This window comes from Blastopirellula retiformator, assembly GCF_007859755.1.
Lineage (GTDB): Bacteria > Planctomycetota > Planctomycetia > Pirellulales > Pirellulaceae > Blastopirellula > Blastopirellula retiformator.
This window is the reverse complement of record NZ_SJPF01000006.1, coordinates 377,719-391,171: the sequence shown is the minus strand read 5'-3', so window position 1 is coordinate 391,171 and position 13,453 is coordinate 377,719. Positions and strand designations below refer to the sequence as shown.

Here is a 13,453-nt window from a genome sequence, read left to right as displayed (position 1 = left end):
AACAATGGCAAAACTCAAACCTTGGTATCAAGTCGTCACTCCGCGCGAAGACCTGCGGAAGAACCGGTCTTTGGAAGCGTCCGAATTCGCCGTCAACCTCGGACATATACACGACAAACGTGAAGAAGTTCCGGAAGTCTATTCCGATCCGGTGCAGTTCTTCGAACGCACGCTGCTGACCGGCAGTCTGAAGGAACTTGGCACTCAGGTTTTACGACGACTGAACGGCCTGACTCAAGAAACGTCCGCCGTGTTCAACATGGCCACCAACTTTGGCGGCGGTAAAACGCACTCGCTGACGGCCCTCTTTCACATAGCCAGCGGCGGATCGAAAGCAGCGTCTTGGGACGGCATTCAATCATTGATGACGGCCGCGGAAGTCAAAGACATTCCGGAGGCCGCCGTTGCCGTCTTCAACGGCAAAGACTTTGATTCACTGACGGGCCGGGGCAATGCAGGCGAACCCAATCGTAAGACGCCGTGGGCCGACATTGCATGGCAACTTGGCGGGCAAGCGTCTCTGGGCGTCCTCGCTGAACACGAAGCCGAGTTCATTGAACCTAAAGGCGACGCAATTCGAGCCATGCTGCCGAAGGACAGGCCGGTTCTGGTCCTTTTCGACGAAGTCATCAGTTACGTCAGCACTTACCGCAACAAGGGATACGGCAACAAGCTGTACAACTTCCTCGATTGCTTTGCAGAGGTCGCTCGCGGCGAATCAAACATCGTCATCGTTGTTTCGATCCCAGCATCCGAACTGGAATACACGTCGGATGACGAAGCTGATGAATCTCGTTTCCAGAAAATGCTGGACCGACTTGGCAAAGCCATCGTTATGTCGGCCGATCAGGAAATGGCGGATATTATTCGACGACGATTGTTTGAGTGGGATGGGCTGAATAATGAAGCGCTACGGACAATCAAATCATACGCTGATTGGGCCGGCGAACACTCTAACGAACTGTCCGGCATCGATCGGGATACTGTTTACCAGCTATTTAAATCGACTTATCCATTCCATCCTTCGGTACTCAGGCTGTTTGAAGGAAAGTGGCAGAGCATCCCGAAGTTTCAGCGAACACGCGGTGCATTGCGGTTGCTGGCACAATGGGTTGCACACAATTGCCAGCCTGAGAATTACAAGTACACGGAAGAACCGCTCATTACGCTCGGCCTTGCACCGTTCGACAATCAGTGGTTTCGCTCAGCACTCTTCGCACAGATGGGAAACGACCGGCTGAATGTCCCGATTACAACCGACATTTGGCGACGCGACGGCGTCACTCACAGCGCTCAGCTCGATAAAGAAGCTTCGGATGCCATCAAGAAGGCTCAGTTGCATCGCAAGGTAGCGGCGACGATTTTCTTTGAATCGACTGGCGGAATGAGTTCCGAGAAGGCGGAAGCCACAATCTCAGAAATCCGCACGGACGTTTGCGGCCCTGACATGCACACCGCCGACATCGAAACAGTGCTGGAAGGCCTCGCCAGCACATGCTTCTACCTTCAATGGGACCGAGATCGGTATCGCTTTGGTCTGTCACCAAACCTGAATCAGGTTCTGGTTTCTCGCCGTGGCAACGTCAAAGATCCCGCCATCGAAGAACGAATTCGCGAACGAACGAAAAAGGTTTTCGGCAAGAGCTCGTCGCCGGATTGCAAAATGATCGAACGTGAGTTCTTTCCTCAGAAGACAGGCGACGTCCGCGAAATCCCGAAGCTAACACTGGTGATCTTAGGGATCGACGAGGTCGCCAATGACAGAGCCACCATGAAAATCATGGAAAGTATTGTCCGTGACTGCGGTTCGAGCGGACGAACTTTGAAGTCGGCACTGATTTTCGCGGCGCCAGATCCAGCCGAAAACGTCTTTGACAAGGCTCGCGAAGCACTGGCGTGGGAAGATGTTGATGAAGACGACGATACCAAAAAACGCATCGATGAGGGGCAATTGCGGTTGCTGGAACGCAATCTAAAAGATGCTCAACGACAACTCGATGAGGCAATCTTTCGGGCGTATAACCATGTTTACCTGCTGGACAGAAACAACCAGTTGGCTCACATTCCTCTTGGGAATATCACGTCCAGCTCTGCTGGCAGCATCGTGGAGATTTACCTTACCCGACTCGGGGTAAAAGAGGGTAAGGACATACTTTCGACATCGATTCCAGCTCGAAAACTCCCGAGTTTCTGGCCATCGTCCAAAACAGAATGGTCAACCAAGGCGGTTCGAGACGCGTTCTATTCCTCGCCATTGCTTCCAAGGTTGATCAATCCCGATGCCGTCAAGCGAGCCATTGCGGACGGAGTTAGTAGCGGCATCATTGACTATGCTGTAAAGGACGCATCTGGACGGCTGATACTTCGCAAGCCGAACGAGAATTTGTTCGACGACTCCGTGGAGATTTCCGACGATGTTTTCATTTTGAAGGAAGAAGACGCCAAGAAGCTTCGCGAACCACCGGTACTGAAGGAACTTCGCCTCAATCGAACCAACGTTACATTAAAAATTGGGGATCAGGCAGCATTCAAGGTCGACGGATTCGATCAATACAGTCAAATCATTGAGACGGACAGCACCGAGTGGTCAGCAACCGGCGGCACCGTCACATCTGACGGCCTCTTCACTGCCGGCGACCATACTGGCCAGTTCCTGGTCACCGCGAAGTCTGGAGAAGTGGAAGCCACTGCTGACGTTAGCGTTCAAAAAGAAAATCTGACGCCACCACCGCCGCCATCCGGGAAGAAATCGATTAGATGGTCAGGCAAGGTTCCTCCGCAGAAGTGGATGAACTTCTACACGAAGGTACTAAGCAAACTCGCGACTGATCCAGAGCTAACGCTGACGGTGTCTTTTGAAGTTCCCGTAGACCACGAACATTCGGAGTCAAAAGCTGACGAAATGAAAGCTGGGCTCAAAGAACTCGGGCTCGATGATGATGTGAAAGTCCTTTAGGGCCTAAATTTACGGAAAAACACCAGCGGGACACGCTCGATTGGGTGCCCGATTTTTGGAAAAAAGAAATGTATGATCGGCGGTTGGATATACGCTCGGAAAACCACCGAATGAAGTCCCGAACGAATTCGGGTTGTTAACCCAAATTGGCCGTTGTGTCTGAGAGCAAGAGAGCCTCTCACGGGAGCGTGGCAGAACGCGAATAGCAGCCGCCTGCGTGCGATCCGCGAAGAACGCTCTCCCAACGCCATATCGCCGTAAACCCTTGCCAGAAAGCCAAGAAACGACGAACGCCGGGAGCTTTCACTCTCGGCGTTGTGCGTTAACTAGATTGTCGGCGGATATTCCGCAGACTAAATCAGCTCCCCCGGTAGGACTCGAACCTACGACATAGCGGTTAACAGCCGCTCGCTCTACCAACTGAGCTACAGGGGATCAGTGAAAAGGTATAATTTAGCTTCGCCGCTTTTAAACGCAACACCCCTTGGGCCGAAGTTGGGGCGTCGCTGGCGACTTTTTCGCTCGGTATTTTCCGCACGACCCGAAGTGGGGTCGAACTTGGGACGATCTGGGATCGATCGGGGCGGGCTTGCTAGCGATCGTTGACCGCTGGTCACGTGACGATGTTCGCGTCGGTGCGGGTTCGCGTCGCTGCGGAGCGCGGATCGCCAGGGAAACGGCCGGCTTACTGCGTCCGAACTTTTTCCATGAAGACCGAATTGCCGCGATCGTTGTACCGTACGTCGGTCATGTAGGCTTTGATCAGCATCACGCCGCGGCCTGATTCGTTCTCCAGGTTTTCGTCCTCGGTTGGATCGGGGACTTCCTGAGGGTCGAAGCCGGGACCTTCGTCGGTTACTCGAAGAGACACGCGATCGGCGCCAACGTTCATCTCAATCTGAACATTTTTGTCGGGGTGGTAAGCGTTGCCATGCTTAATTGCGTTGACGATCGCTTCTTCCGCCGCCAGATGGATGCCGAAGACGTCAGACATGCCCCAAGCGTACTCTTCCAGTTTCGAGAGGAGCTGCTTTACGAGGCGCTGACCTTCTTGCGTGTCGCTCGGAATCGTTTCCGAACAAGTCCAAAGCCAGTTGTTGTTTGCTCCCATGATTTCTTGGGGGTTTCGGGAGTAACGGGAGTGCGACTTGGTTAAGTCGCGGGATGAGCCGCTGGGGAATGAAGATAAGAATCAGGACGTCGGCCGGCGAGTCTCGCCTGTCCGCGATGTGCGGTTACGAGTTGAACGCGGCCAAAGCGTCAGGAACGTCATCACGGATGTCGAATAATTTGTTCAACTTGGTAATCGCGAAAACTTCCATGATCTCGGGACGAATATTGCTCATGCGGAGTTTGCCGCTGTGCGCTTTGACCTGCTTCTCGAGGTTGATTAGTTTGCCGAGCGCGGAACTCGACAGGAACTCAACGTGCGAGAAGTTGAGCAGGATGTTCTTCTTCTGTTCTTGCTCGACCAGTGCAGTAAACTCCTGGCCGATCTCTTGGATTTGGGAATCGTCTAGTATCTTGCGATCATTGAACTGAATGACCGTCACTCCGCTGACTTCGGAAACCCCAAGACGCCGATTATCGGCCATGTATCCACCTCGCTGGCAATGAGCGTGTAGCCGTTCCCTCGCCCAAAAGCTGAACGGCCATTTGACGTAACCCGTTATTTCAAATGATATTCGTGCAAACGGTGCTGTCAACGCCTCCAGCTGCTAGCAGGGGGCATCTTCGTCAGAAATCGAGAGCCGGTTGGTCCGGTTTTACTGGCGGCGGCTTTTCAGCGTCACATGCTCGACCAACAAGTAGTTGGATCCGCGATACTCGGTCACCACGCCAGAGACGGTCCAGGTGATTTTGCTGGCCGACTGCTCCATCGACTGGGCGACCCGCTCCATCGCCAGGTTCTCAAGCACGCGGAAGTCTTGCGAGCCGTCGTCGCTGACAAATCTCAGGCGGTCTCCCACCCAATCGAACTGCCCGATGCTGTCGGTGATTCGCGTCCCTTCCCGAACGCGGTTTCGCCGCCGCTTTTCGTCGGCTTGGGCGCTGGCGCGGTCGGTCACCACGTCGATATCGGGGGCCGAAACCGGGGGAGGCGTCCCGTTTTGTTGCTGCGCTTTGGCGACAAACGGAATCGCTGCAAGGGCCAACACAGTAAAGAGGCCGATCATTCGTAACATCAGAGACGCCTGGGGTAGGGACTGGCGGGAACTAGAGGGCTACGTAGCAATTTTAGGACATGGTTTGGGGCGCGCCGGCGTGGCGTTTTTTCACACGCGTTGCGACTTCGCCACACCCATTTGGCTTGGCGAGGGCCTAGGTTTGTGCATAAAATAAATGCCAGCAACGAGTTACGTTCGTTGGCCCAGCGGCAGGAGACGCTTTGGCGCCCAGGTTGCATTTTGGCAAGGAAGACCGCCCATTCGCCAAAATTCGCCGAGCTGCACCATGTTTCTCCATTTCACCTCACTATTAATTGTCGGAAGCCTGCTTACCGCGGCGACTTGCGCCGCCGAGGTTTCGGTCACGCTGCAAAGCGGCCGAACCGTCACTGGGGCGGTGTCGGTCAAAACCGACGGCGAGCGGCTCTGGGTGAACTCCGGAAACGGGGGGATCAAGGTCGTGCGCCCAATCGACTGGGACCGGATCGTCTCGGCAACGATCGACGGCCAGAAGATCTCGGTCGACCAATTGCGTCAGCAGCGGTTTGATCTGGTCGAACCGGAGGTTCGCCTGCAGAGCGAGATCATCGCTCGCCCGGTTCGTCAGGCCAGTTACCAGGAGGAAGTGGAGATCGCGCCTCGGCTGGCGTCGCTCGACGTCTATGCAAGTCTCGAGAATTGGGACTACGACATCGTGGCGGATGGTCTGCAGCTGACGATTGACGCCCGGGATCAGTTTGGGCGGAAATTCGATTTGCACGGTCAGTATCAGGCAGAGCTGTACGCCTTCAAGCGATACGATTTTGTGAGCGTACCATCACAGCGGGGCGCCGCATCGACTCGGATTGGGCACTGGGGCGGTAGGCTCGATAGCCAAGCGGGCGCCGAACCAATTCGCCTGCGATATCAGGGGCAAAACCCGGAATTGGACGATACGCTGGCGCCAAACGGGCTGCTGAAGGTTCGGGTGATTGTGCCAGGGCAGGGGGTGTTCGAGCGGAAGGTCGACTGGCTGCGGATTCGAACCTGGTCGCCCTATCGGGACTATTCCGAGCTGAATCAAAGCCCGGCGCTGCCGTATTACCGCCGCTAAGCCCGCCTTCTAACCAGGCTTCTGCATCGCCAGGCTATGCAGAATTAAGACCCCGCCGACCGAAATCAGGGCCCAACCAAGCCATTCTGGCGGGTTGATGGTTCGCTTTGTCGAGGTGGCCTGCGACTCAGCGGCCGGCACGAATGCGGGGGGAATCTCGCCGGATGCGGCTTGTTGCTTCACAATTCGCTTGGCGATGAAGGAGCTCGCCTCTTCGGTGAGGGTGACCGACTCAACGACGCGAAATTGGATCCCGAGCGCAAGCACGATCAGGCCGATCATGAAATATTGGTTGCGATTCAGTTCCATTGGAGTGGGCTCTCAGAAGTCAGGCACGTGACCAACTGTGTCTATAAGTATCGAGCTAGCTGTTGGGGGATTTCAGCCGATCTGCCAGCGACACGGTTGTATGACGGGTAGCGATCGCAGGCATATTGCTGGCGAAACGGCCCCAACTGCGGGGATCCACCTACCCCGCAGCCTGACTTAAGGCTCCGTTGTCTAGAGAGGATGCAAAATTCGCGTTGTTAAGAGAAGCCGCGTTCTGCGCTACCCACACTAGGTGGATTAGCGGGAATCGGCTAACTTACCGGATTAATTCGCGGAATCCATCTGAAGCCAGCCCCTATGAATTCGAACGCCGAAGCCTTGATTCAGAGCGAAGCGGAGAGCGACGCCAATCGCGACAATCTCTGGTCCGCCAGCTTTCTCGGGTTGGTCGTGACGCAGATGTTGGGCGCGGTCAACGACAATATCTTTCGTTGGTTCGTCATCGGCATCGGCAAAGAACAAGCGGCGACCAACATCGGTACGGTGCTAATGGCGGGCACCGCCTGCTTTGTGCTCCCCTATATTCTCTTCGCCGCGCACGCCGGTTATCTGGCCGATCGCTACAGCAAACGAACGGTGATCGTGTGGTGCAAATGGGCCGAAGTGGCGATTATGGCGCTGGGGATCCTCTTCGTCTTTACCGACAGTTTCTGGTGGCTGCTGGCGACCGTCTTTTTGATGGGGGCGCAAAGCGCGCTGTATGGACCGGCCAAACTGGGCGCGGTGCCGGAGATGCTGAAGATGAAGCACATCTCGTCGGCCAACGGCATCCTAGGGCTGGGAACGGTGATCGCCGTGGCGATTGGTACGTTCGTCGGGAATTCGCTGAGCGACTGGACCGATCAAGGGGCGACCAACATCGGTCTGGCGGCGGCGATCTTGATTGGTACGGCGCTGGCCGGCGTCTGCGCCAGTTTGATGATTCACGCGCTGCCGGTCGCCAATAGCGACCTGAAGTTCCCCTGGAGCCCGGTCGAAGCGTTCAAAGAGACCGTCAACAATCTGCGGGTGCTGGCGAGCGATCGGGCGATCTTGCGGGTGGCGCTGGGAACGGCGTTCTTCTGGTCGTTGGCGAGTCTAGCGCAAATGAATATCGACCAGTTCGCCGCCGAAGGTGGAACGACGACGCAGCAGCAAGTCGGGCCGTTGTTGATTGCGCTGGTCGCCGGCACGGCGGTCGGTTGCGTCTTGGCCGGGTATTGGTCGCAAGGGCACGTCGAACTCGGCCTTTTGCCTTTGGGCGCCGCCGGCATGGCGCTTAGTTCGCTGGCGCTGTCGTTTGTGCATGGGGCGATTATCAATCCGGACGAAACGCTCAACCTGGCGTATGGGATCGCCTGTGTGCTCCTCTTTTTCTTGGGGGTGTTCGCCGGGCTGTTTGAAGTTCCCTTAGCGGCGTTTATGCAGCATCGTAGCGATCCGCGTCATCGTGGGGTTATTTTGGCGGCGAGCAACTTCTTGACGTTTGGCGGCTGCATGCTGGTGGCGATTCTCTTTATGGGAATGCGGTGGCAGATTTGGGAAGGATCGGTCAGCAACATCGCCGCCGCGCAGTACGAAGGGAGTCCCGAGTTTGAATCGCAACTGGCCCATGCATTGGCGGTGCATAAGAAAGCGTGGCGCGAAGGGGAGCAACCTGAGATCACTCCGGAGCAGATCAGCGAGTTCGCCGCAGGGGACGACGAACGCCGCAAGGCGACCGCCGAGTTGCTGTGGGTTGAACTGTCGCGGCGGTTTAAACTGGGGGAATCGGTCGATCGTAGCGACGTGCTCGATCGTTTTCCGGAAGACAAACAATTGGCGGCCGGCGTGTTTCAACAGGCCTCGGGCGTGCCGCTGTTTTCGTCCCGCGTCATTTTCCTGTTTTGCGGAATCGCCACCGTGCCGGTGTTATGGTACATCTTGCGTCTGATCCCGCAGCCGGCGATTCGGTTCTTCGTTTGGCTGGCGAGCGAAACGTGTTATCGCATTCGGGTCTACGGTCGCGAGAATCTGCCGGTCAACGGCGGGGCGCTGCTGGTCTCCAATCACGTCACTTGGCTCGACGGCATCTTGCTGCTGCTGACCAGCAGCCGGCCGGTGCGGATTTTCGTCTGGGCGGGGAACTTTCAAAGCAAGTGGTTCCGGGAGTTCGCCGAATGGCACGGCGCGATCATGATCGACAACGGGCCGAAGGGGATTTTGAAGGCGCTGCGCGTCGGCAAGGAGGCGATCAAGAACGGCGAGTTGGTCTGCATCTTCGCCGAAGGGGGCATTACCCGCAGCGGCCAGGTGCAAGGTTTCAAGCGGGGCCTAATGAAGCTGGTCGAAGGATCGGACGCTCCGGTGGTGCCGGTTTATTTGGACGAATTGTGGGGCAGCATTTTCAGCTTCTCGGGCGGCAAGTTTTTCTGGAAGTATCCGCAAGGTTGGCGGACTCCGATTTCAATTCACTTCGGCAAGCCGATCGAGGCGCCGTACGACGTATTTAAGGTTCGCCAGGCAGTGCAACGACTCGGCTCGCAGGCGTTTGCAGCGCGACATGATCGCGTGGAACCGCCAGTACACGGATTTATCAAGGCTTGCCGCAAACGCCTCTTCTCGCGCAAGGTCGCCGACTCAACCGGCGTTGACCTGACCGGCGGCAAGCTGTTGGCCGCCACGATGATCATGCGGCGATTGCTCAACCGGCACGTGCTGGAAAATCGCCAGGCCGAGCCGATGGTGGGCGTCCTGTTGCCGCCAACCGGCGCTGGCGTCATCGTCAACGCGGCCTTGGCGCTTGACCGTCGCACGACGGTCAACTTGAACTACACCGTCGGCAATGACGTGCTCAACTCCTGCATTCGCCAAGCGGGCGTCAAGCATGTGCTGACTAGCCGCAAGTTCATGGAGAAGTTCGACTACAAGCTCGACGCCGAAGTCGTCTTGCTCGAAGACCTGAAGACCAAGCCGACGACGATGGATAAAGTCGCCTGCGGCGCCGCGGCGTTCTTGACTCCCAGCGCTATTTTGGGGTGGCAGTTCGGACTGGACCAGCTTGAGCCTGAGGACCTGGTCACGATCATCTTCACCTCCGGCTCCACAGGCGAACCGAAGGGAGTGATGCTGACCCAGGCCAACATCGCATCGAACGTGCAGGCGGTCGATCAGATGGGGCACCTGCAGCACACCGATGTGATGATCGGCATCCTGCCATTCTTCCATTCGTTTGGCTACACGCTGACGATGTGGCCGGTCTTGTCGCTCGACATCGCGGGGGCGTTCCACTTCAGTCCGCTCGAACCGAAGCAGATTGGTCAGCTGACCAAGAAGTACTCGGGCACGTTGATGTTCTCGACGCCGACGTTCTTGCGCGGCTTCCTCCGCCGCGTCGATCCGGATCAATTCAAAACGTTGGAAGTGGTGATCGCCGGCGCCGAGAAGCTGCCGATCGACTTGTGCGACGAGTTTGAACAGCGGTTCGGCGTCCGTCCGGTCGAAGGCTACGGCGCTACCGAATGCGCGCCGCTGGTCTCGGTCAACATCCCGCCGAGCCGGTCGTTTGATAACTTTCAGACCGATCGCAAAGAAGGAACGGTTGGCCGCCCGATTCCAAACGTTTCCGCCCGGATCGTCGATCTCGATACCGGCGAAGAGCTAGACGTCGGTCAGCAGGGGATGCTGCAGATATTGGGGCCGAACGTCATGCTTGGCTACTTGCACCTGCCGGAGAAGACCGCCGAGGTGATCCACGACCACTGGTACACCACCGGCGACATGGCGGTGATCGACGAAGACGGCTTCATTCGCATCACGGGGCGGATCAGTCGCTTCTCGAAGATCGCCGGCGAAATGGTGCCGCATATCCAAATTGAGGAAGCGCTCGCCGCGCTGTTAGGGCCGAGCGAAGAAGAGAAGCCGCGGCTGGTCGTCTCGGCGGCCCCGTGTGCGAAGAAGGGCGAACGGCTGATCGTGCTCTACACCAATATCGATAAGACGCCGCAGGAGCTGCGCGAAGCGCTGGTGGCGCGGGGCTTGCCCAATATCTTCATCCCGGCGCAAGATGCGTTTTATCCGGTGCCGGAACTCCCGCTGCTGGGCAGCGGGAAATTTGACCTGCAGGCGATCAAGCAGTTGGCGCTGGCCGAAGCCGCGGCGCACGCCAACTCGTAGATATATGTTGGGCGCCGTTGCCACGTCTGCATGGCAATGAATGTGCATGAAATAGACGTATCGCACCGCCCCGCTTCTAAGATTCTGCCGAAGTAGGCGCGCTCTTCAGCAGCCGCAAGCGAAGCGTGATTGCAACACGCATTCATTGCCACGCGGACGTGGCGACGGCGCCCGGTCCAAGGGCAGCGCTCTTGATCTGCCCTAACATGGATTAGCGGCGGAAGGTGGCGGTGCGTTTGCGGGGGAAGGGGCCGGCGACTTCGATCGGCACGACGATCACGTCTCCCGGCTCTTCTGCCGACAGAGGGCGGATTCCTTCGGCTTGCTGAGAATCGAACGGTCTTGGCGAACGTTCTTCGGCGGCGATCGACGTAGTATCCATCTGCGTGGCCTGGGCGCCCAGGTTCTGCTGGGCGGTTTGGCTCCGCTGATAGATGCGATGAGTCGCTTGGACGAATTGATCACGCAGGGCGGGATCGATTTGGGTCAGCTTCTGCGACAGGTTCTGTATGCCGGCGTAGTTCTCTTCGGAGCTCTTCGAGATCTTGCCGAGAAACGCCGTCGTTTCGGCGAAGTTGGCGTCGGCCGTCTTGCCGATCAGCGGATGCAGCGTGCGGGCCAACAGGTCGGCGCCTTTGTGTTCAAACTTGACGAACACGTCCAGCTGATTCGAGACGAACGTCTTGTTCATTTCGGCTGGGGCGTAACCCGTTTTCAAAACCAGAACGCACTTGGCGTCGACTTTGCCTGGCGCCAGCGGTCCTTCGTAATAGCCGTTGGCGACCAGGACATGCGTGTCGCGGTTCCCGTAAACCAATTCGACGTCGCTGACCGTTCCAGCGCCATCTTTGGCGTGAAACGAGAACTGTCCGGTGCGTTGAATCGCCACGTTGGTGATTCCCATCAGACGCCAAATGTTGACGATGATTTCGGGATAGCGGACCAGCAGCAAGTAGAGATCGGGATCGCAGTCGATCACTTGCACCGGCAAACGGCGGAAGATGCTCGGGCTGCTGACGACATGGCGGATGTCGTCGCCGGCCTGCTTGGTCAGTTTATCGAAGGGGATTTCGCGAATCGCCGCCTCGCGCTCGCTGCGATTGAAGGCGACCGTTTCGTTGGGATAGACGGTCGCTTCTTGAGCTTGCGCACTGCTAGCGAAGCCGATCATCACGGCAATTGCCGCAAGCCAACGCCCTGCACGTAGATTTCTGTGGTTCGCGATGCGAAAGGCATCTCGGACTCTGCGCGTCATACGTCCCCCGGAAGCAGGTCGATCAGGCCGACTGTTAATCTATTTCGATCCTGATGGTAATTCGGCTCCGCAAGGGGGTGTTCCTCAGTCAAACTCGCCGCCGCTCTCGATTCCTTGCTAAGTGCTAGCGGCGCCAGCGATGAATCGACCTTGTCGCAGGCGGTCGGCACGATATCATCGCGGCTCGCATGCGCCATCTTAGGGCCAAGAGATATGAATCGACTGTTATTGACTCGCCGAGGCTGGGCCTTGCTGCTGGTCGCCGTGACTATCATCATCGGCGTCGTGCCCTACCTTTGCGCATCGTACTTGCAGTCATATGCCGACGCCCAGCTAGCGCAAGCTCCTGATGATGACATTGAATTCTATCTGCGCCGTCAGTTGCAAATCTCGGCGCGTCCCGAACGCGACTTACTAAACGCGCTGACCAGCGAGCGGGCGCCGCTGGCGATCGCCGCGACGAACGTCTTGAAGCGGAAAAGAGAAGAGTGGCGCAATCAGGCCGCGATCCGCTATCGCGACGAAGCGATCGAAATTGCCGTTCTCATGTCGAGACGTTGGGAAGAACTGTCGCCAACGGCGCGCCAAGCGGCCGCCGACTTGGCCGCAGACGTCGTCACCTGGAACCTGGGCCTGGCGCCAGAAGAGGCCCGGCAGTTTAACGAGGCAATCGATAAGATCATGCGGCGATCGGCGTCGATGGATTCGGCCGGTGAGACGCGACCTTTGATCTCCGCGATGACGATGTTGCCTCCACAACCGCCAGGGGCGACTCGTGATGAATATTCGAGCCCGGCGCAGATCGCCCAGGCGCCGGGAGGTTATCTGCCGGTTGCGCCAGAGGGCGCCCGGGATACGGTCGTCAATCCACCGCATGAGCCGGGCGGGTTCCCGTCCGCGGCGGCGATCACCAGCAAGCCGATATCGCCGCCAGGGAGCGATCGTCAGGCGTTTGGAACGGCGGGAAGTATTGGGATCGCACCGGGCGTGCTGCCGGAGTCGGCCCGACCTCGCATGCCGAAAGACCTATCAAAACTAGCCGATATCGATGTGATGCATTGGTTGCAAGATTCGCGTCCGGAAGTCATTAAGGCGGCCGAGCTAGAGTTGCTGCGGCGTCGCTTTCAGCCGTTTGAGTTGGAACTAGCGCGAAAGCTGACCAGTCCCAGCGTGCAAGAGCGGCTGCGATTGGCGAAGCGGCTGGCCGTAGAGACCGATTTCGATCGACGGTTGTGGCTGGTCGAGTTATCGCATGACATCGACGCTGACGTGCGCATCGCAGCCCAGAAACTGCTGATGCAGTTGCACGTAAGCGAACGCGGCGCATCCAATGACGCGCCGCGTTGAGAGTTTCTATCCGCCTGTTGAAAAATGCCCACGTGGCATTTTCCAACCTCGCCAGGCTCAGAGCATAGCTCTTCGCGGCTAGCAAAATAACGACTTACGTCGCTATTTTGGGATCGCATCCCTGCGATCCAGCAGCCCGTTGAGAAAATCAACGGACTGCTAGGCTTTGC

The 13,453-nt window shown here is 57.4% G+C and carries 9 protein-coding genes and 1 tRNA gene; 4 read left to right on the top strand and 6 right to left on the bottom strand.

Annotated elements, in window-relative coordinates; translation table 11 throughout:
• The first annotated feature begins 4 nt into the window (after window positions 1-4).
• Entirely contained in the window at window positions 5-2,956 is a 2,952-nt protein-coding gene (locus tag Enr8_RS23480) for an ATP-binding protein (RefSeq protein ID WP_146436433.1), read from the top strand.
• A gap of 362 nt (window positions 2,957-3,318) precedes the next feature.
• On the opposite strand, the gene Enr8_RS23475 is transcribed toward Enr8_RS23480, so the two are convergent.
• From Enr8_RS23475 to Enr8_RS23460, 4 genes are all read right to left on the bottom strand, one after another.
• Window positions 3,319-3,391, bottom strand: a tRNA-Asn gene (locus Enr8_RS23475).
• Window positions 3,392-3,641: 250 nt separating this feature from the next.
• The gene (locus tag Enr8_RS23470) at window positions 3,642-4,067 is read right to left on the bottom strand and encodes an ATP-binding protein (protein WP_146436431.1); all 426 of its coding nucleotides are present in this window, start codon (window positions 4,065-4,067) and stop codon (window positions 3,642-3,644) included.
• A gap of 124 nt (window positions 4,068-4,191) precedes the next feature.
• Window positions 4,192-4,551 carry an STAS domain-containing protein gene (locus Enr8_RS23465; protein WP_186767833.1) on the bottom strand — a complete coding sequence of 120 codons (360 nt, stop codon included), beginning with the start codon at window positions 4,549-4,551 and terminating at the stop codon, window positions 4,192-4,194.
• A gap of 171 nt (window positions 4,552-4,722) precedes the next feature.
• Window positions 4,723-5,142, bottom strand: coding sequence for a hypothetical protein (locus Enr8_RS23460; RefSeq protein WP_146436429.1), 420 nt, complete (start codon window positions 5,140-5,142; stop codon window positions 4,723-4,725).
• A 268-nt stretch (window positions 5,143-5,410) separates the two neighbouring features.
• Between Enr8_RS23460 and Enr8_RS23455 the strand changes: the two genes are divergently transcribed.
• Window positions 5,411-6,217: a hypothetical protein gene (locus Enr8_RS23455; protein WP_146436427.1), complete on the top strand. Its 807-nt coding sequence runs from the start codon at window positions 5,411-5,413 to the stop codon at window positions 6,215-6,217.
• Window positions 6,218-6,226: 9 nt separating this feature from the next.
• On the opposite strand, the gene Enr8_RS23450 is transcribed toward Enr8_RS23455, so the two are convergent.
• Window positions 6,227-6,526: a hypothetical protein gene (locus tag Enr8_RS23450; protein ID WP_146436425.1), complete on the bottom strand. Its 300-nt coding sequence runs from the start codon at window positions 6,524-6,526 to the stop codon at window positions 6,227-6,229.
• Between the two features lie 318 nt (window positions 6,527-6,844).
• Between Enr8_RS23450 and Enr8_RS23445 the strand changes: the two genes are divergently transcribed.
• The gene (locus tag Enr8_RS23445; RefSeq protein ID WP_146436423.1) at window positions 6,845-10,681 is read left to right on the top strand and encodes an MFS transporter; all 3,837 of its coding nucleotides are present in this window, start codon (window positions 6,845-6,847) and stop codon (window positions 10,679-10,681) included.
• A gap of 211 nt (window positions 10,682-10,892) precedes the next feature.
• Here Enr8_RS23445 and Enr8_RS23440 read toward each other — a convergent pair whose 3' ends face one another.
• On the bottom strand, window positions 10,893-11,852 hold the full coding sequence (locus Enr8_RS23440) for a hypothetical protein (protein ID WP_146436421.1): 960 nt from the start codon (window positions 11,850-11,852) through the stop codon (window positions 10,893-10,895).
• 297 nt (window positions 11,853-12,149) lie between these two features.
• Here Enr8_RS23440 and Enr8_RS23435 point away from each other — a divergent pair, with 297 nt between their 5' ends.
• Window positions 12,150-13,283, top strand: a complete 1,134-nt coding sequence (locus tag Enr8_RS23435; RefSeq protein ID WP_146436419.1) for a hypothetical protein — start codon at window positions 12,150-12,152, stop codon at window positions 13,281-13,283.
• The last annotated feature ends 170 nt before the right edge of the window (window positions 13,284-13,453 follow it).

Bases quoted from the DNA above. Each gene is read 5' to 3' on its own strand.
- Enr8_RS23480 (WP_146436433.1), top strand. From the start codon at position 5: ATGGCAAAACTCAAACCTTGGTATCAAGTCGTCACTCCGCGCGAAGAC.
- Enr8_RS23470 (WP_146436431.1), bottom strand. From the start codon at position 4,067: ATGGGAGCAAACAACAACTGGCTTTGGACTTGTTCGGAAACGATTCCG.
- Enr8_RS23465 (WP_186767833.1), bottom strand. From the start codon at position 4,551: ATGGCCGATAATCGGCGTCTTGGGGTTTCCGAAGTCAGCGGAGTGACG.
- Enr8_RS23460 (WP_146436429.1), bottom strand. From the start codon at position 5,142: ATGTTACGAATGATCGGCCTCTTTACTGTGTTGGCCCTTGCAGCGATT.
- Enr8_RS23455 (WP_146436427.1), top strand. From the start codon at position 5,411: ATGTTTCTCCATTTCACCTCACTATTAATTGTCGGAAGCCTGCTTACC.
- Enr8_RS23450 (WP_146436425.1), bottom strand. From the start codon at position 6,526: ATGGAACTGAATCGCAACCAATATTTCATGATCGGCCTGATCGTGCTT.
- Enr8_RS23445 (WP_146436423.1), top strand. From the start codon at position 6,845: ATGAATTCGAACGCCGAAGCCTTGATTCAGAGCGAAGCGGAGAGCGAC.
- Enr8_RS23440 (WP_146436421.1), bottom strand. From the start codon at position 11,852: ATGATCGGCTTCGCTAGCAGTGCGCAAGCTCAAGAAGCGACCGTCTAT.
- Enr8_RS23435 (WP_146436419.1), top strand. From the start codon at position 12,150: ATGAATCGACTGTTATTGACTCGCCGAGGCTGGGCCTTGCTGCTGGTC.